The organism is Halomonas sp. I1 (assembly GCF_032334135.1).
Classification (GTDB): Bacteria; Pseudomonadota; Gammaproteobacteria; order Pseudomonadales; family Halomonadaceae; genus Halomonas.
The window spans coordinates 20,338-37,964 of sequence record NZ_JAVXUS010000015.1; the positions used below are offsets into that span (position 1 = coordinate 20,338).

The 17,627-nt window shown below is 63.3% G+C and carries 22 protein-coding genes; 14 read left to right on the forward strand and 8 right to left on the reverse strand.

What is annotated here, in order from left to right; all coding sequences use genetic code 11:
- Positions 1–3: 3 nt before the first annotated feature.
- From RSO41_RS14330 to RSO41_RS14345, 4 genes are all read left to right on the forward strand, one after another.
- On the forward strand, positions 4–153 hold the full coding sequence (locus tag RSO41_RS14330) for a hypothetical protein (RefSeq protein ID WP_315619834.1): 150 nt from the start codon (positions 4–6) through the stop codon (positions 151–153).
- Positions 150–1,325: a cell division protein ZapE gene (zapE, locus tag RSO41_RS14335; RefSeq protein WP_315619835.1), complete on the forward strand. Its 1,176-nt coding sequence runs from the start codon at positions 150–152 to the stop codon at positions 1,323–1,325. Before RSO41_RS14330 ends, zapE begins: the two co-directional genes overlap by 4 nt.
- 203 nt (positions 1,326–1,528) lie before the next feature.
- The gene (locus RSO41_RS14340; RefSeq protein WP_410000341.1) at positions 1,529–2,236 is read left to right on the forward strand and encodes a trimeric intracellular cation channel family protein; all 708 of its coding nucleotides are present in this window, start codon (positions 1,529–1,531) and stop codon (positions 2,234–2,236) included.
- Complete coding sequence (locus RSO41_RS14345; protein ID WP_315619838.1) at positions 2,233–3,306, forward strand: DUF3541 domain-containing protein; 1,074 nt, start codon at positions 2,233–2,235, stop codon at positions 3,304–3,306. The genes RSO41_RS14340 and RSO41_RS14345 overlap by 4 nt, the downstream gene beginning before the upstream one ends.
- 57 nt (positions 3,307–3,363) lie before the next feature.
- Here RSO41_RS14345 and nhaD read toward each other — a convergent pair whose 3' ends face one another.
- Positions 3,364–4,761, reverse strand: a complete 1,398-nt coding sequence (gene nhaD, locus RSO41_RS14350) for a sodium:proton antiporter NhaD (RefSeq protein ID WP_315619912.1) — start codon at positions 4,759–4,761, stop codon at positions 3,364–3,366.
- Between the two features lie 338 nt (positions 4,762–5,099).
- Between nhaD and RSO41_RS14355 the strand changes: the two genes are divergently transcribed.
- Positions 5,100–5,816, forward strand: a complete 717-nt coding sequence (locus RSO41_RS14355) for a DUF3581 family protein (RefSeq protein ID WP_315619840.1) — start codon at positions 5,100–5,102, stop codon at positions 5,814–5,816.
- A gap of 3 nt (positions 5,817–5,819) precedes the next feature.
- Here the strand turns inward: RSO41_RS14355 and chrA are convergent, their stop codons facing one another.
- Positions 5,820–7,019 carry a chromate efflux transporter gene (gene chrA / locus RSO41_RS14360; protein ID WP_315619842.1) on the reverse strand — a complete coding sequence of 400 codons (1,200 nt, stop codon included), beginning with the start codon at positions 7,017–7,019 and terminating at the stop codon, positions 5,820–5,822.
- Positions 7,020–7,157: 138 nt separating this feature from the next.
- Here chrA and RSO41_RS14365 point away from each other — a divergent pair, with 138 nt between their 5' ends.
- Positions 7,158–8,126, forward strand: a complete 969-nt coding sequence (locus RSO41_RS14365) for a magnesium transporter CorA family protein (RefSeq protein WP_315619844.1) — start codon at positions 7,158–7,160, stop codon at positions 8,124–8,126.
- A 63-nt stretch (positions 8,127–8,189) separates the two neighbouring features.
- On the opposite strand, the gene RSO41_RS14370 is transcribed toward RSO41_RS14365, so the two are convergent.
- Complete coding sequence (locus tag RSO41_RS14370) at positions 8,190–8,696, reverse strand: MarR family transcriptional regulator (protein WP_315619845.1); 507 nt, start codon at positions 8,694–8,696, stop codon at positions 8,190–8,192.
- A 65-nt stretch (positions 8,697–8,761) separates the two neighbouring features.
- On the opposite strand from RSO41_RS14370, the gene RSO41_RS14375 reads away from it, so the two are divergent.
- Together RSO41_RS14375 and RSO41_RS14380 are read left to right on the forward strand one after the other, a co-directional pair.
- Positions 8,762–9,715, forward strand: coding sequence for a DMT family transporter (locus RSO41_RS14375; protein ID WP_315619846.1), 954 nt, complete (start codon positions 8,762–8,764; stop codon positions 9,713–9,715).
- 1 nt (position 9,716) lies between these two features.
- The gene (locus tag RSO41_RS14380; protein WP_315619848.1) at positions 9,717–10,349 is read left to right on the forward strand and encodes an NAD(P)H-dependent oxidoreductase; all 633 of its coding nucleotides are present in this window, start codon (positions 9,717–9,719) and stop codon (positions 10,347–10,349) included.
- Positions 10,350–10,469: 120 nt separating this feature from the next.
- On the opposite strand, the gene aqpZ is transcribed toward RSO41_RS14380, so the two are convergent.
- Positions 10,470–11,216 carry an aquaporin Z gene (aqpZ, locus tag RSO41_RS14385; RefSeq protein WP_315619849.1) on the reverse strand — a complete coding sequence of 249 codons (747 nt, stop codon included), beginning with the start codon at positions 11,214–11,216 and terminating at the stop codon, positions 10,470–10,472.
- 236 nt (positions 11,217–11,452) lie between these two features.
- On the opposite strand from aqpZ, the gene RSO41_RS14390 reads away from it, so the two are divergent.
- From RSO41_RS14390 to RSO41_RS14400, 3 genes are read left to right on the forward strand one after another with little or no spacing between them, the layout of a single operon-like run.
- Positions 11,453–11,902, forward strand: coding sequence for a VOC family protein (locus RSO41_RS14390; RefSeq protein WP_315619850.1), 450 nt, complete (start codon positions 11,453–11,455; stop codon positions 11,900–11,902).
- Between the two features lie 19 nt (positions 11,903–11,921).
- Positions 11,922–12,473 (forward strand): GNAT family N-acetyltransferase, encoded by a 552-nt coding sequence (locus RSO41_RS14395; RefSeq protein ID WP_315619851.1) that lies wholly within the window; start codon positions 11,922–11,924, stop codon positions 12,471–12,473.
- A gap of 14 nt (positions 12,474–12,487) precedes the next feature.
- Entirely contained in the window at positions 12,488–13,039 is a 552-nt protein-coding gene (locus RSO41_RS14400) for a nucleotidyltransferase family protein (RefSeq protein ID WP_315619852.1), read from the forward strand.
- A gap of 73 nt (positions 13,040–13,112) precedes the next feature.
- Here RSO41_RS14400 and RSO41_RS14405 read toward each other — a convergent pair whose 3' ends face one another.
- Together RSO41_RS14405 and RSO41_RS14410 are read right to left on the reverse strand one after the other, a co-directional pair.
- Positions 13,113–13,754, reverse strand: coding sequence for a glutamine cyclotransferase (locus RSO41_RS14405; RefSeq protein WP_315619853.1), 642 nt, complete (start codon positions 13,752–13,754; stop codon positions 13,113–13,115).
- A 35-nt stretch (positions 13,755–13,789) separates the two neighbouring features.
- Positions 13,790–15,010: a helix-turn-helix domain-containing protein gene (locus tag RSO41_RS14410; RefSeq protein WP_315619855.1), complete on the reverse strand. Its 1,221-nt coding sequence runs from the start codon at positions 15,008–15,010 to the stop codon at positions 13,790–13,792.
- Between the two features lie 289 nt (positions 15,011–15,299).
- On the opposite strand from RSO41_RS14410, the gene RSO41_RS14415 reads away from it, so the two are divergent.
- Positions 15,300–15,710, forward strand: coding sequence for a VOC family protein (locus RSO41_RS14415; protein WP_315619856.1), 411 nt, complete (start codon positions 15,300–15,302; stop codon positions 15,708–15,710).
- 101 nt (positions 15,711–15,811) lie between these two features.
- Here the strand turns inward: RSO41_RS14415 and arfB are convergent, their stop codons facing one another.
- Both arfB and RSO41_RS14425 read right to left on the reverse strand, forming a co-directional pair.
- Positions 15,812–16,225 carry an alternative ribosome rescue aminoacyl-tRNA hydrolase ArfB gene (arfB, locus tag RSO41_RS14420; RefSeq protein ID WP_315619858.1) on the reverse strand — a complete coding sequence of 138 codons (414 nt, stop codon included), beginning with the start codon at positions 16,223–16,225 and terminating at the stop codon, positions 15,812–15,814.
- Positions 16,226–16,244: 19 nt separating this feature from the next.
- Positions 16,245–16,466 (reverse strand): DUF3820 family protein, encoded by a 222-nt coding sequence (locus RSO41_RS14425; protein WP_315619913.1) that lies wholly within the window; start codon positions 16,464–16,466, stop codon positions 16,245–16,247.
- A gap of 161 nt (positions 16,467–16,627) precedes the next feature.
- On the opposite strand from RSO41_RS14425, the gene RSO41_RS14430 reads away from it, so the two are divergent.
- Together RSO41_RS14430 and RSO41_RS14435 are read left to right on the forward strand one after the other, a co-directional pair.
- Positions 16,628–17,260, forward strand: a complete 633-nt coding sequence (locus RSO41_RS14430) for an SDR family oxidoreductase (protein ID WP_315619859.1) — start codon at positions 16,628–16,630, stop codon at positions 17,258–17,260.
- A complete protein-coding gene (locus tag RSO41_RS14435) occupies positions 17,257–17,622 on the forward strand; it encodes a hypothetical protein (protein WP_315619860.1) in 366 nt (121 codons plus the stop codon). The genes RSO41_RS14430 and RSO41_RS14435 overlap by 4 nt, the downstream gene beginning before the upstream one ends.
- The last annotated feature ends 5 nt before the right edge of the window (positions 17,623–17,627 follow it).

A 17,627-nucleotide genomic window follows, 5' to 3' on the forward strand; every position in this document is an offset into this window, starting at 1 on the left:
CTCGTGGCCGGAGCCAGTCTGCTGACATTGCTCGATGCCATCGTGCACGGCCTGACCCCGATGCTGCTCAATCTGGTCGTCGGCGTAGTGGCCGGCGGCCTGGTACTGGGCGTGGTGACCCTGCTCAAGACGTGGCGTGGAGCCGACACATGACATCCCCCCTGGCCGCTTATCGACGCGCCCTGGAGAATGGCTTCGTGGCGGATGAGGCCCAGCGGCGGGCGGTCGACGCGCTCGAGGACGCCCACCGTGCCCTGGAGCGTGGCGAGAAGTCTGTCCCGGGCGTTTACCTGTGGGGCACGGTGGGGCGAGGCAAGACCTGGCTGATGGATCGTTTCCACCGGGCGCTGGCGGTTCCGTCGAAGCGGCAGCACTTCCATCACTTCATGCGCTGGGTGCATCGTCGCCAGTTCCAATTGACGGGGACTGCCGATCCGTTGCATCGGCTGGCCGTCGAGTTGAGCGCCGAGGCACGTGTGCTGTGCCTCGATGAGCTGTTCGTCACCGATATCGCCGATGCCATGCTGCTGGGTCGTTTGCTGGGAGAGCTGTTCGAGCAGGGCGTGACCCTGGTGACCACGTCCAATCAGGCGCCCTCGGGGCTCTATGCCGACGGCTTTAATCGTGAGCGTTTCCTGCCGGCCATCGAGGCCATCGAGCGCAATACCCGGGTGGTGCACCTGGACGGCGACCAGGATCATCGACGCCATCCGGGAGCGATCGAACAACGCTATTGGGTGCGCGGCGAGGGCGAGGCGAGTGTGCTGCCGAGGGTCTTCGAGCGGCTCAACGGCGATGACGCCGCGTGTACCGAGCCTTTCACCCTGGCTCACCTGCCGATCGACGTGGAGGCCCGGAGCGAGTCAGTCGTGTGGTGCCGTTATGCGGCCCTCTGCGAACGGCCGTTGGCGGCCCTGGACTTCATCGCCCTGTGTGACCGCTTTCATCATGTTCTGCTCGGCGAGGTGCCGTGTCTCGGTGGCACGCCCGTCGCCGCGAGGATCGCGCGTGGCACCGAGGATGCCGGCACCAGGGTCGAAGCCGGCGACCGCGAGCTGCCGGCGCTGTCCCGACAAGATGACGGCGTACGCCGGTTCATTGCCCTGGTCGATGAATGCTATGACCGTGGCGTTCCCCTGCATGTCGAAGCCCGAGTTTCCATGGAAGGGCTCTATCCCGCGGGGCACCTGGCTTTTCCCTTTCGTCGTACCCTGAGTCGTCTGCGGGAAATGCAACTGGCGCGTTTCGGTGGCCCTGACGCACTGGTGTCGTCCCCGCGGATGGAAGGCCCGCATCTCGATCAGGCTCAACTGACGCGTCAATAGCCGTTGATGCTTCCCTCCTTGCTCCGGAAGAACCCGTTATCGAGCCCTGGCGGCACCCGCACAGCGGGGATCAGCAAGCTGGATTCGAAACTGGCATGCCATCAGCGTCCGGTAGTCAGCGGCACCGACGATGCGTTGTTGGTTATGCTGGTAGCGAACACACAAGGAGAAAGCTCGTGCCCGAGTGGATATATTGGCTGGACATGATGGGGGTGATCGTCTTCGCGCTGTCGGGGGTGATCCTGGCCTGCCGTTCGCGGATGGACCCTTTCGGCATGCTGGTGCTCGCCGCCATGACGGGGATCGGCGGCGGTACCCTGCGTGACCTGGTGCTCGGTGTGCGGCCGGTGTTCTGGGTCGAGGACCCGGCGTATCTCTGGGTCATCCTGGCGACCGTAGGGCTGTCCATCCTGGGCTTTCATTACATTCATCGCCTGTCGCGCGTCTTCCTGCCGGTGGCGGATGCCTTCGGCCTGGCACTGTTCACCGTGATCGGTACTTACAAGGCGATGCTGCTGGATGCCCCGGGAGTGGTGGCGGTGCTGATGGGACTGCTGACCGGGGTGGCGGGCGGCATGATGCGCGATGTGCTGGCACGTCGTGTACCCATGGTATTGCGTCAGGAAATCTACGCGACGGCTTCGATCGCCGGTGGCATGGTGTTCGTGACCCTGGAGACGCTGAGTCTGTCCTTGTTGGCTGCTACCAGTGCCGCCCTGGCGACGACGCTGGGACTTCGTCTGGCGGCGATTCGCTGGCAGCTGGCCCTGCCGGTCTTTGCCTGGGTGGTGGTGGAGCGCCCCGCGCCTCGTCCGCGAGCGGGGGAAGCGCCGGCGCCGCCGAAACGTCCCAAGGCTCGTGTCAAGCTGGTTCCCCCCGAGCGGTCTCGCCGCCGCAAGGAGCGTCCATGAACACGATGGTCAATTCAGCCCTCAAGTCATGGGTGTCCCGGGCTGGATGGTTGGCACTGTGTCTATGGCTGACCGGCTGCGCCGTCGATGCACAGCGGGATGACGCCCGTTACGAGGCGGTAGCCGCCGAGATCCGTCAGCATTATGAGCAGATCCTGCCCGACCTGCCGGTGGATGACCGTCGGCATTATGCCCAGCGCCTCTATCGCCTGACCGGCGAGACGCGCTACCTGCCGCTCAATCGCGATTATGGAGATCGTCTGGTCACCGAGCTGCGCGAGGACATCACGGGTCTGGATAGGCCCGGGACCGTGGCGGCACGTGCCAAGGCGTCGGTGACCGACTACCCGGAGCGTACCGCCAAGCAGCGTCGTCGCAAGAAGATGCTCGCTGAATGGCCTGAAGTCGCTTATGCCAAGGGCCTGGCATTTCGCCTGACGCAGGCCAGTTACCATGGCCTGCTCAACGAGACTGACCTGCCGGAATATCGCCGGGGGCTGCGCTACCTGGCGCGTGTCGATTTCCGGGCTTTCGTCACCGATCCCGAGGTGATCGAGGTCTATGCCGCCCAGGTAGCCAATCTGGTGTACTACCTCCATGAGCTGGGCGTGGCCGATCTGCGTGAGGCATCGATCGAGGCGTTTCGGGCGCATTATCCGCCCGAACGGGATGCGACGCTGTCACGCGCCTCCTATCGCAACAAGATCTACGGGATGACCCATTTCGTGATCGCTGCCAGCGACTACTATCAGCGGCCTGTTGGTCCCGGTGAGTTCGACTGGATACTGGATTACTTCGCCGGCCATCTGGAGCGGATCCTGGCCGAGACCAAGGCGGACATCTATACCGAAGTCGGGATCAGCTTCCTGCTCGCGGGGCGCGAGACAGACCCGGCGGTGCGCCGGCTACGCGATGCCCTGTTGGCAGCCTATGACCCCGAGGCCCGCATGGTGCCGGCTGAGGACGGTGGCCTCGATCCGGCATACGGCGAGCATCGCAATGTCCTGGCCATCATGTTGCTGGATTGGCCCGAGCGTCTATATCCCGGCCCGGACCTGGGGACACACTGATGCATGGCTGGGCTCAATATACCGGCCGCCGGCCCTGCGGCCGGCGGCGCGGAAGGGCTAACCATGCAGGGTGAAACTATGCCCATTGAGCCAGAGATGTGTCGCCACGCTGGCGATGTAGCCCAGGGCGATCACCGGGGTCCAGCGAAGGTGTCCCATAAAGGTGTAGTTGCCTCGTGCCTGACCCATCAATGCCACGCCAGCGGCGGAGCCTACCGATAGCAGGCTGCCGCCGACACCGGCGGTCAGGGTGATCAGCAACCAGTGACCATGGGACATGTCGGGCTCCATGGTCAGCACGGCGAACATCACCGGGATGTTGTCGACCACCGCCGAGACCACACCGAGAGCGATATTGGCGCCGGTGGCATGCCACTGGGTATAGAGCACATCAGACAGCAGGCCCAGATACCCCATGAAGCCAAGGCCTCCGACACACATCACCACGCCGTAGAAAAACAGCAGAGTATCCCACTCGGCGCGTGCCACACGGTTGAAGACGTCGAAAGGCACCACGCTGCCCAGTTGCTCGAGTTTCTTCCAGTCACCCCGCTGAGTGTAACGGCTGCGCTTGCGCTCCAGTGAGCGCGGCAGGCTCTGGCGCAGGTAATAGCCGAAGAACTGCAGATAGCCGAGACCGGTCATCATGCCCAGCACCGGCGGCAGGTGCAGCAAGGTGTGGCAGGCCACGGCGGTTGCCACGGTAAGAAAGAACAGGACGATGATGCGGCGGGCGCCCCGCTTGAGCCAGACATCTTCCGCGAGACTGGCGGGCTTGCGATTCTTGATGCAGGCGCTCATCACCGCGGCGGGGATCAGGAAGTTGACCATCGACGGCACCAGCAGCGCGAAGAACTCCTGGAAATGGACGATGCCGGCCTGCCAGACCATCAGGGTCGTGATATCGCCGAAGGGACTGAAGGCACCGCCGGCATTGGCGGCCACCACGATATTCACGCAGGCCAGGTTGATGAAGCGCTTGTCGCCCTCGGCGACCTTGGTGACCACGGCACACATCAACAATGCCGTGGTCAGGTTGTCGGCAATCGGTGAGATGACGAAGGCCAGGATACCGGTGAGCCAGAACAGCATGCGGTAGCTGAACCCCTTGCGAACCATCCAGGAACGCAGCGCATCGAAGACGTTACGCTCTTCCATGGCATTGATGTAGGTCATGGCCACCAGCAGGAAGAGCATCAGTTCGCTGAATTCAAGCAGTGTCTCGCGAAAGGCATGCTCGGACTCGCTGGGCATGCCGGCCTTGACGTAGACCCAGCCGATCAATCCCCAGATGATACCGGCGGCGACCAGAACCGGTTTCGACTTGCGCATGTGCAGCCGTTCCTCGGCCATGACCAGGGCATAGGCCAGCACGAAGACGGCGACGGCCAGCAGGCCGACGAAGGAAGAAGTCAGGTCGAGGCCTCCGGTGGCGGCGAAGGCAGGGGTGACCATGAAGAAAAGGAGGAGCGGGCAGGAGGCGAGCGCGAGGCGCTCAGGGAAGCGAGCGTGGCGCCGGCCTCCGCTGGCGAGGCGACAAAAGCTTTGCAGCATCATTATTATCCTTGGTCGTAAAGTGGACGAAAAGGGATTGAAAACCGGGGAATTTTACCATTTTGCACTGCAAAACATGGTGTTCTGATCTGCCCCTTTGGTAGGGGGGAGGTAGTCGTTGCCTGCGCTCGATGTGCGGGATACCGCCCACTGGAAAGAATTTTATGGCATCATCTGCGGCTCCGGCCGGAATGCCGGGCGGGTTCCGTAACGCCAATGACACAGGCAGACTTCGACGCATGTTTCTCGACGATTACCACTCGCGCACGGGCTCGCGCGTCCATATTACCGCCGAGCAGGCGAGCCGCTTTGCCAAGCGTGTGGCCGGTGACTTCAACCCGATCCATAACCCCGACGCGCGACGCTTCTGCGTCCCGGGCGATCTGTTGTTCGCGTTGGTGCTGGCACGGTTTGGACTTTCCCAGAACATGAACTTTCGTTTCCTCAGCATGGTCGGCGATAGTGTTCCGCTGACTTTCGTCGAGGATAATGATGGATTGATTCGGGTACTGGATGATGCCGGCAAGTGTTATCTCGAAGTGTGTCGCGACGGTGACGTCACGCACGACGAGTCGGTAATCGAAGCCTTCACGCGTTGTTACGTGGCATTTTCAGGCAAGAACTTCCCTCACTATCTCAAGCCGCTGATGGAAGACCGTGGCGTCATGTTCAATCCCCGGCGCCCATTGGTGATCTACGACAGCATGGGCTTTTCGCTCAAGCGTCTGGACGGCGTCGACCCGGGGCTCGAGCTGCTCGCCTCCTCTCTCGACGTGGTCGGCAAGCGGGGCGACGTGCTGCTGGATTTCCGCATCGTCGCCGCCGGCGAAGAGATCGGCAGTGGGGCCAAGAAACTGGTCGTCAGTGGGCTCTGCGATTATGACGCGTCGGCCATGGACGAGGTCGTCGATGAGTTCTATCGGCTGAAAGCCGCTCACGACGCTGACATCTCATAGGTTTCAGCCCGCAGCAGGCAGGTTCAGCAGCACGCCGCCCAGCCCGCATACCAGTACCGCCAGCCAGGCGGGTTGTCGCCAGACCGTCAGCAGGGTGAAACCGACCAGGGCGAGGGCGAACTCATGGGGGCCGAGAATCGCGCTGGTCCACACGGGCTGATAGAGGGTGGCGGCGAGCAGTCCCACCACCGCGGCATTGGCTCCGCGCATCAGGGCCTGGATACCCTTGCGTTCGCGCAGGTCATTCCAGAACGGCAGCGCTGCCATCAACAGCAACATGCCCGGCAAGAAAATGGCCACCAGCGCCAGCGATGCACCGATGATCCCGCCGGGGGCCGTATCGGCGGCCATCCCCAGGTAGGCAGAAAAGGTGAATAGCGGTCCGGGAACCGCCTGTGCTGCACCGTAGCCGGCCAGGAAGTCATCGGTACCCACCCAGCCGGGCTGGACGACAGCGGCCTCGAGCAGTGGCAGCACCACATGGCCGCCACCGAAGACCAGGGCACCTGCGCGATAGAAGGCATCGACAAGGGCAAGGCCTGGCCCTGTCGAGGCCAACAATGGCAAGCCCAGCAGCAGCACGAGAAAGAGTCCCAGGCAGATCAGGCCACCGCGACGCGAAATCCCGAAACCCGGTACCGGTGGTCGTGCTTCATGGCCGCCACGACACAACAGCAGCCCGGCCAGCCCTCCCAGCATGATGGTGAGTACCTGGCCGACGGTACCGTCCAGCGCGGTAACCAGCAGGGTGGCGGCGACGGCAATACCGGCCCGTTGACTGTCGGGGCAGAGGTTGCGTGCCATGCCCCAGACCGCGTGGGCGACGATGGCCACTGCGACCACCTTCAGGCCCTGCAACAGGCCGGTACCCAGGGGGCCATCCAGATTGCCGGCCCCCAGTGCGAACAGCATCAGCAGCAGCGCCGAGGGCAGGGTGAAAGCCGTCCAGGCGGCCAGGCCTCCCAGCGGCCCTGCGCGCATCAGTCCCAAGGCAAACCCGACCTGACTGCTGGCCGGCCCGGGGAGAAACTGGCACAGCGCGACCATATCAGCGTAGGCATGCTCGTCGAGCCAACGGCGGCGAGTCACGAATTCGGCGCGGAAGTAACCGAGATGGGCAATGGGCCCCCCGAAGGCACTCAGTCCCAGCAGGAGGAAAGCGCGAAAGACCTCGGCGAGGTTGTGTCGAGGCGATGGCGTCATGAGGGTGTCGCATCCGTTCGAAGATGATGGGCGGCCAGCGGCCAATGGACAGCCTCTGGCCGCTGGTTCCAGTGACATAGGCAGGCCGAATCACTTGCCGTATCTTGAGAGAGTTTATCAGCTAGAGATGACAAGACGATGATTCGAACCCTGCTTCTGGACGCCGATGGCCATGCTTCACTGGGGGGCGAAGAATTGATCGCGCGCTGGCGCGCGTCGCCGGACAGTCGCATCTGGATCGACCTGCAGGGTGAGGCCGTGGAACGTGAGCGGGAGTTGCTGGAAGCCTTCGGCTGCCACCCCATGGCCATCGACGATGCCCATCGCGATCGCCACCCGCCCAAGATCGAGGAATTCGACGATCATACCCTGATCCTCTACCGCGGCATTTCCTCCTTCGACGACGAGATCGACTATGTGCCTCAGCAGATGGCCTTCCTGCTGGGCAAACGCTTTCTGATCAGCCTGCATCCGGGGCGGGCGATGAGCGTGGACCGGTTGTTCGAGCGCGAAGGGGAACGTCTTCTCGGGCGCTCTCCTGAATATGTTGCACTCCGCATCATGTACATTTCGGCAGGTTTTTACCTGGAGAGCCTGCTGGCATTCGAGACACAACTCAGCGACCTCGAGGATGCCCTCACCAATGAGGGCAGCGATGCCTTGATGCGCCGGGTCATCGCCTATCGCTCTCGGCTGGTGAAGATGCGTCGTATCTTCAACTACCATGTCGGCATCACCCAGGAACTGATCGGTTACGACTACGATCACCTGCCTCGTGCCAACGAGGAAACCCTGCATGCCATCAACGACGTGCACGAACGCTTCGAGCGCCTGCTGAGCCTGACCCAGATGTACTACGATATCTGCGGCGACCTGGTGGATGGTTACCTGTCCTTGTCGGCGCATCAGCTCAACAGCACCATGCGGATTCTCACGGTGATCACCGCCATCTTCGTGCCGCTGAGCTTTCTGGCAGGACTCTATGGCATGAACTTCGCCTATATGCCCGAACTGTCGTTCCGTTACGGCTATTTCATCGTGATCGGCGTCATGTTGTCGTTGGTAGCCGGCATGCTCTATCTGTTCAGGCGCAAGCGTTGGCTGTAACGGGGTGTTGGCCACCCTCATGGGCATGACGACACTGTCGCTGGCGGGCGATGGTCCGCATCGTTACATATCGGCCTCCAGCCCTCCCATCAGCTTGGCCAGCAGTGCATTCAATGTGCGCTGCTCCTCATCGCTCAGCGGCGAGAGCGCCCGGGCCTCGTTGTCCACGTGCGGCGCGATGGTACTGTCCACGAGCTCGAGCCCTGCCTCCGTCAGTGTCACCAGCATGCTGCGGCGATCGTCCGGGTTGGGGCGACGCGCGATCAAACCGGCCTTTTCCAGGCGGTCGAGCTGATTGGTCATGCCCCCCGAGGAAAACATCAGCACCTTGAACAACTGAGTCGGTGTCAGGGCGTAGGGTTCGCCGGCGCGACGCAAGGTCGCGAGCACGTCGAACTCTCTCGATTGCACGCCGCGTTCGTTGAAGAAGGGCTCCAGATAGTCGTGGGTGATATGTCGACTGACGGCCCCCAGGCGGGCGGTCAGCTCCATGGGGAGTAGCTCGAGCTCCGGGCATTCCCGGCGCCACTGGTCAATCGCGACACTGACTCGGTCCATAGGTCTTGCCATCCATTTATCTTGATACTAAGATTCTTTTTGTCGTGATACACGACGACGAGATAGAGGAGCACAGAATGGCGAATACACCCACGGGACACAAGGCCGACGTCATCAAGGCGCTGGGCTGCCTGCTGCTGGTGGGAACTCTGCTGGCCCTGTCGCTGAGCATTGCCAAGTTCGCTGATGCAATGGCGTTGCCGCGACTCACCTTCCTGATGGTGGCCATGGGGGGTGCCAGTACTGCCTTGCTGTTGCTGTCGTTGCCGAAGCGGGGGCGCTGGAGGATCGACCGCCGCATCATCGAGTACGCACTGGTTTCCGGGGTTCTGCTGGCCATGCCCAATGCACTTGGCTTCCTGGCGGTGCGCCATGTCGGAGCGGGATTCGTCTCGTTGAGCTTCGCTTTCCCGATATTGGTGACCTGGTTGCTGGCGGTACTCCTGCGAATGGAGTCACTACGCTGGGACCGGTTGGGCGGCGTGTTGCTGGGGCTGGCCGGTGGCGTCGTGCTGGCCTTGTCCAAGGCCAGCGTCGGCGGTGGCCAATTGGGCTGGTCGTTGCTGATCCTGCTGCTGCCCCTGACGCTGGCCATGGGCAATATCTATCGGACATGGCGTTGGCCGGAGGGTGTGCCACTTACCTATCTCACCGGCCTGGTGCTGGCGGGCGCCGCCCTCGGCTTGCTGCCGATCGCGATAAGTACCGAATCGGCGCAGTTCGGCGCGCTATTCGCCTCGCCTGCGGCAGTCGGCCTGCTGTTGGTCGAGACGGGGATCTTCACGGTCCTGTATCTGTTCTTCTTCATTCTTCAGCGGCTGGCCGGTCCGGTCTACCTGAGTCAGATCGGTACCGTCGCCGCCATCATGGGTACCGCTATCGCCGTGCTCTTCCTGGGGGAGTCGGCGCCGCCCAACCTGGCTGCCGCCGGTGGCCTGGTCATTGCCGGTACCCTGGTATTCCAGTATGCGGCCTGGCGTGCCGCACAACCCTCGACGCGCTCTGCTGCGCATCAACCCAAGGAGTCTTGAAATGTTGGATACGGCGTTGAACTGGCGCTATGCCGCCAAGCGAATGAATGGCCGTCGCGTTCCCGAGGCAACGGTGGAGCGCATCCTGGATGCAGCGCACCTGGCGCCCTCGTCCTATGGCTTGCAGCCGTACTCGGTGGTGGTGGTCGATACGCCGGAGCTGCGCGAGCGCTGCCAGCCGGCGATGTTCCATCAGCCCCAGATCGTCGAGGGGTCTCATCTGCTGGTGTTTGCTACCTGGGAGAGCATCGGCGAGGCCGAGGTCGACCAGTTGATGACGCTGACTGCCGAGGAACGCGGGGTGGAACTGTCGTCCCTGGACGGTTATCGCCAGACCGTGGCAAGTGCGGTCGATCGCTTGTCGACACCACAGGCGCGGCACCAGTGGGCCGCCCGGCAGGCCTACCTGGCGATGGGCATGGTGCTGACGGCTGCCGCCATGGAGCGAGTTGATGCCACGCCCATGGAAGGCTTCGATCCGGCGGCCCTCGATGAGGTTCTGGATCTTCCGGCTCGGGGGCTGCGCAGTGCCGTGGTGGTGACGCTCGGTTATCGCGACACGAAAACTGACTGGCTCGCCGGGCTCAAGAAAGTGCGCTGGCCGCGCGAGCGAGTGATTGCTCGAGCGGAATGAGTGCTCAGGCCGGCGCGAGCCCGCGCCACACCAGAAGATCCACGCATCTGCGCCAGCGTGGTGCGGGCGACAATCAGATAGATCAGGACGATCTATTTGATTGCCAGGTTAATAGTGTCATCAGACGGCACGCTTGCCATTGTTTTCCAGCTGGCGGCGCCGGTCATCCTCTTCCTGGTCTCGCCAGGCCCCGCTGACCATGCGGTAGAGGATGGCGCCGAGCAGTCCGCCCAGGATCGGTGCCACCCAGAAAAGCCAGAGTTGCGCCAGCGCCCAGTCGCCGACGAGCAGCGCAATGCCGGTACTGCGTGCCGGGTTGATCGAGCCGTTGGTGACCGGGATGCTGGCCAGATAGATGAGCGTCAGGCACAGGCCGCTGGCCAGTGGCGCAACATTGCGTGGAGCGCGCCTGTCGGTGCTGCCGAGAATGACGAACAGGAAGATCATCGTCATCACGACCTCGACGAGCAGTGCCGATATCAGATCGTAGCCGCCTGGTGAGTGCTTGCCGTAACCGTTGGCGCCGAAGCCATGGGAGAAATCGAAACCGGGTTTGCCGGAAGCGACGAGATACAGGACGCCAGCGGCGATCAGCGCACCGAGGATCTGCGAGACGGTATAGTATGGCAGTTCGCGAGCAGGGAAGCGTCCGCCCGCCCAGAGTCCGATCGACACCGCCGGATTCAGGTGGCAGCCCGAGATATGCCCGATGGCGAACCCCATGGTGAGCGTTGCCAGGCCGAAGGCCAGGGATACGACCAGCAGGCTGGTGCCGGTAGCAGGGAAGCCTATGGTAAGTACGGCACTGCCACAACCACCGAGTACTAGCCAGAAGGTGCCGATGAACTCGGCAATGTATCTGTGCATGTCAAAGCCGCTCCACGACGTTGCGTCGATGGCCGTTCAGCGATGGCAGGTCTTGAGTATTGGAAACTGACGACCGACGGGACGTATTAAATGCCTGCACCGATCAGTTGCCAACACAACAAATGTAAACTGGTCGAGTATGAACGTTTTCATGCCACCTGGTTGAGATGCGTGGCTTGAGGGGGCTCGGCGACTTGGCCAGGCGGGATATACCAACGCATGTCGTGAGATACAACATGCTGGAAACGGCAATCGACATCTTCAATGACGGAGAACAAATGATGCGACTCCAGCGAACCGGTGTGATCCTCAATACTGAACATCATGATGCCTGCGTGGCCTTTTATCGGGATGTCCTCGCGTTATCCGTGATGTTCGAGAAGCAGGACGGCGATTTCCGACTGACCTGCCTGGATTTCGGCGGCGCCTACTTGATGGTCGAGACCGGCGGTGTGGCCCGTCCTGAAGGCAAGGGGGTGGCCGAGAATGCCACCAAGCTTCGGTTCAACGTGGCGGACCTGGAGGAAACCCTGGGGACACTCCGCTCACGGGGTATCGAGGCGAGTATCGAACGTCACGACTGGGGCGCGACCATCAATATCTTCGACCCCGACGGAAATCGTGTCGGGCTTCGCGAAGAGGACGAGTTCCGACGGCAGGCGGGAGCAGGGCATTCGCGGCGGTGACAGGGAGGCCATGACGCGCATGATCAAACGGCGTATTCCTTCGTTCGAGACGGAGAGGCTGGTCATTCGTCCCTTGTCGAAGGGGGATCTGTCCGACTTGACGGCCATCCTGGGCGATCCGGACGTGATGCGGTTTTCCGTTCGGGGTGTCTGCGATCGCCGGGCGACCCGTCGTTTCCTGGGTTGGAGCCGGGACTGCCATGCGATCCGTGGTTTCGGCCCCATGGCGCTGATCGATCGGGAGTCGAATGAGTTCGTGGGGTTCTGCGGACTGGTGCCCGAGGAAGTGGAAGGTGTCGAGGAGGTCGGGATCGGCTATCGCCTGGCCAGGCGGTTCTGGCATCGCGGGCTGGCCCCCGAAGCGGCTCGAACCGTGATGGCGCATGGCTTTGACGTTCTGCGCCTGGAAACGGTGGTGGCCGTCATCGAGCCGGCGAATCTGGCCTCCATTCGCGTGGCGGAAAAGATCGGGTTCCGGGCATTTGTCACGAGTCGCTTCCATGGCCGCGAGGTTCGCCTGTATCGCCTGTGCCGAACGCAATGGCGAGAGATGGCCAACCCTGTCGGATAGGAGAGGTCACCGCGATGTGCCACGAACTGGAAAGCAAGGTGCTGGCCTGGCTGCGTGCCGACTCGGTCCGACTCGAGGCGCTGGCGCTTGCCGAGCGGCTGCGCCTGGGTGACTGGTGTCTGGCCGCCGGGTTCGTGCGCAACCTGGTGTGGGATCGGCTCCACGGATACACACAACCGACGCCGCTCAATGACATCGATCTCGTGTACTTCGATGCTCGCGATGATTCGGAGGCCCGGGACCGTGATCTGGAGGCATCTCTGCATGCCGTGTCGAATCTGCCATGGTCGGTCAAGAATCAGGCCAGGATGCATGGGCGCAATGGCGATGCGCCCTATCGCTCGACGTGCGATGCCATGACATATTGGGTCGAGCAGGAAACGGCCGTGGGCGTTCATCTCGGCAGGGATCAGCGCCTGTCGCTGGTGGCCCCATTCGGCCTGGCCTCGTTGCTGGAAGGCAAGGTGACCTATAATCCGAGATGCCGGAACATGGCGGCCTTCCACGAACGATATCGAAGCAAGGATTGGACGTCGATATGGCCCAGGCTGGTCGTCGTTGGCTGAAGGCGGTGTGGGCCGACATCTCGAGCCATGGTGGCCCGGGGAGGGCCACACAGGTCGAGGGCGGGGCGAGATATCACGCACCCTGCCGCGGGCGCCGGATGGTCCTTAGCCGCCCGCTGGGACCGCCGCCGCAGAAGAAATAGTCAGCCCCATCGGACTCTAGGCCCGAGACGTGCGTATCGGTCGGCAGTTCGAGTCGCTGCTGGACCTCGCCCGTGTGCGGGTCGATCCGTCTCACATCGCTCTCGTCGCTTTCCCAGGTGCCGTGCCAGAGCTCGCCATCGACCCAGGTGACCCCGGTGACCCTGCGGTTGGATTCTAGGGTACGCAGCACGTCGCCGGTCCGGGGGTCGACCTGGAGGACCTTGCGTCCCTCGTACTGCCCCACCCATAGCGTCCCTTCGGCCCAGGCCAGCCCCGAGTCATCATCGCCGCTGGGCGAGGGGATCGTCGCGAGCACGTCTCCCGTCTCTGGATCGATGCGCTGGATGCGCTTGCCGGCGATCTGGAACAGGTGCCGGCCATCGAAGGCCGTGCCGGCAGATGCGGCAGCATCCACCGATCGCCCCGTGCTGCCGCTGTCCGGGTCGAAGGTGGTCAATGTCTCGCCGGTCGCCAGCCAGACGTAGCGGCCGTCGAACGTCACGCCATGCACGCACTCGATGCCGGGAAAGGGGCCGTACTCGTGGATCACTTCGGCTGAATATCGTTGCATTGTCTTCTCCTTGGTTGTCGATTACCTGACCCAGACTAGCTGCCGGGTAATGGACCGGGGAGTAACAAGGTTGTCGTGAAACCGGGGATGGCGCCTGTCATCCAGCGACGCGCTCGGCCGCGACCATAGGCCTGGACCTTATCCGCCGCTGCCAGCGCATCGAGCGAGCGCTGCGCGGTACGTTGGCTGACCCCGAGAGCGAGTGCCAGGGCTGAACTCGACCAGGCTTCGCCGTCGGCGAGCAGCGCGAGCACATCGGCATGCGGGGTGTCGTCAGGGGGGATCAGAACGACGATCTCGTGAGCGTCGTGCGGCACAAGCGAGAATCCGCCTCGCGTCGCGCTTACGTCGGCCAGCGGGCGCAACACCGTACGCAACCGGCCGATCTCGACTCGCAGTCGTGCACGATGCGTGTCATCGACGTACTGCGTGCGGAACGCGTGCTTGATGAGGCGTTCCCTCGAGACATCCGAGGGCCATGACGCGCCGAGGGCGCGGACGAGCGCGAACAGTACCGGTCGCCGGCTGAGCGAGAGCAGCGTATCGGCCTGGCGCACCACATGACGGCACCCATCCACCACGAGAGCGGGTGATGCCAGGAGTGCCTCGACATCCGCCAGCAGCAAAGGGCTTTCGGCATCATGCGTCAGTCGACGTGCGGCGGTGGTGTGCAGTACCCGTGAGGCGGTCTCGACCTCCGCCAGCAGGGCCGGGATGCCGGCGGTTCGGGCGGCATTCACGGCTCTGGCGAGTGCGGCATGAACCCGGCCTGTCTTGAGCCGACGCATCGCGATGCCGGCTACCACCAGTTCATGAGCGGCCCGCAGGGCAGGTGGCAAAGCATCGGGGGCGATGTCGACGAGCATCTCGTCGGCTTCGTCGAGACGACCGCGCAGCAGTCGGTAGCGGGCTTCGAGATGGCGGGCATGTGCCGCATTCACGTGGTCGCCATGTGCCTCCAAGGTGGCACGGGCATCGTCGAGCGCTCTGGTGGACCTGCCGAGGTCACGCGAGACGAGCGCGATCTCGGCCTCGGCGATAATGCATCGTGCCCGGGCTACCACCGCGTTTGCACCAAACGCTCGCGCGGCATCGCGCAGGCGCTCCCTGGCCAATGCGAGATCGCCGAGCTGTGCCATGGCGATGCCTCTCAGGGCGAGGGCAGGCGCATCCTCGCGCAGGGCGACCCGATTCAATGCGCCAAGCGGGTCGCCCGTCGCCAGTGCGCGCCCCGCGGCTGCGATCAGGGCATCCATCGCAATGTCGCCATCATTGTTACTCCCGGTTCTGCCGAGCCTGTACTCACTATATCCCATGGGCCGGTACCGACACGCCCGATGGGAAACGATCGATCATGCATCATGCGAAGGAGATACCGAGATGGTGGAACACAGAACCGGAACACGCGACGAATGGCTGGCAGAGCGACTCGAACTGCTGCAGGCACGTCGCAGGACATGGTCTGTCGAAATGGCGGCGTTCCGCTCGACTATCCTGAGACGGCGCCTCTGGCTGTCGACATTTTCAACCCGGCGGAGATGAACCATGAACAAGATGATTTTCGTGAACCTGCCCGTGACCGATCTCGGGGCCTCGATGGCGTTCTACCAGGCCCTCGGTTTCGAGAATAATCCAACGTTCACCGATGAAACGGCGGCCTGCATGGTCTGGAGCGAGACGATCAACGTCATGCTGCTGACCCATGACAAGTGGCGCACCTTCACCAGCCGACCGATTCCGCCGGCCACCTCCAGCGAAGTGATGCTGGCCATCTCGTGCGAGAGTCGGGAGGCCGTCGATGGCATGAACGAAGCGGCTGCCGCCAATGGCGGTACGGCGGACATCAATCCCCTTCAGGATCTCGGTTTCATGTACAACCGCAATCTCGCGGATCCGGATGGTCATGTCTGGGAAACGATGTGGATGGACATGGCAGCGATGCCCTCGAACGCTTGAATGGAGCCGCCGGTGGCGGGGAAGAAGGGCGGTTGTGGCATGACGTCACCGAGTCGAGGTATCATGCGTGCCTGACCTAGCCATCATGGGCACACGCCGGATCAGGGCTTCACCTTGCCGCGCAGCGCCTTGGTCCTGCCCTTCTTGACCTTCTTGTCGACCCGGCGGCGCTGCGAGCCTTTGGTGGGGCGGGTCGCCTTGCGGGTCTTGCGTTGTCGCACGGCGTCCTGGATCAACTCACGAAGCCGTCCCAGGGCGTCTTCCTTGTTCAATTCCAGGGTGCGGTGGTTCTGCGCCTTGATGATGACCACCCCGTCCTTGCTGATGCGCCGATCCGACAGCGCCATCAGGCGCTCCTTGTAGAAGGGGGGCAGGCTCGAGCCGGGTATGTCGAAGCGCAGGTGCACCGCCGAGGCGACCTTGTTGACGTTCTGCCCACCCGCGCCCTGGGCGCGAATCTGGGTGATCTCGATCTCCTGGTCGGTCAGTTCCACGGTGTTGGATATACGCAGCATAGGCTCCCCGGGTCCGGGATCACGCCTGCGACCCGTGTCGCAGTGGGTCGAGCAACCCGCCCAGACCGTTATGGTCGATTTCATGCATCAGGTGCAGCAGCCGGCCGATCTCGCCGCTTGGAAAGCCCTCCCGGGCGAACCAGTTGAGGTAGGGGCCGGGCAGGTCGGCGATCAGGGTTCCCTCGTACTTGCCGAAGGGCATCCGCAGGGTGACCAGTCGTTCCAGATCCTCGGGATTCACGGGCATGCTCCTGTCATGACGAGGGCGGTATCTTACGGCAATGTCCGGTGGCCTGGGAAATGACCGGCAACCGTGCTGAAGGGTTTCGCGTCGGGTTCGGCCTTGAATCTCCCGGGGCTGGCCCACATGCAAGGAAAAGGTATCCCACTCGAGGAGGCAACATGACGACACTGGTGATCGGCGCCAACGGACAGATCGGGCGTCAGTTCTGCGAGCTGGCCCGGGACGCCGGCGAACCCATCAAGGCGATGGTGCGCAATGACGAGCAACGCGCCTGGTTCGAGGAGCGTGGCATCGACACCGTGGTGGCCGACCTGGAAGGCGAGCTGCGTCATGCCTTCGACGGTTGCGACCAGGTGCTCTTCACGGCGGGTTCCGGGCCACATACCGGCCCCGACAAGACGCTGATGATCGACCTCCACGGCGCGATTCGCGCCGCCGATCTGGCGAGCGAGCTGGGACTGTCGCGCTATCTGATGGTCAGCGCCATGCGTGCCGAGGATCCACTGACGGCTCCCGAGACGTTGCGCCCCTACTCGGCGGCCAAGTATGCCGCCGATGCGCATCTCCGGCATGCCGGAGTGCCGTACCTGATCCTCAAGCCCGGCCGGCTGACTGACGATGCCGCGACACGCAAGGTCGCCACCTCGCTCGAGGAAACCGGCGGTGACAATACCGTCTCGCGGGCCAACGTGGCCTGCGCCCTGTTGCACCTGGTTCAGTCACGTGAACTGGTGGATCGTGAGTTCGATCTGCTCGATGGCGACCGCGAGATCGCCGAGGCACTGTCGTGAACGGTCACGTCGCTTCCGGGGCTGGAGAGCCGGCGTTGGCCGATCAGGTGCGTCGTGTGCTGGAAACGGTGCCCGATGCCGCCCTGCCGATGACCTATCGCCAGCTCGCCGAGGCGCTGGGACTGAGGCCGCCGCGGACCATTCAGCGCGTGACGACGGCCCTGGAAGCGTTGATGCGCGAGGATGTGCACCACGGTCGCCCGCTGGTCGCCGCCCTGGTCGTCAGTCAGCGCGGCGAGGGGCTGCCGGCGACGGGCTTCTTCGACCTGGCCGCCGAACTGGGGCGGCTCCCTGCCGACCCCTCTGCCAGGGTTGCAGCCTATCGCGACGAATATCGCCGCGCCCTGAATGCGCGCGGCTGAACCGT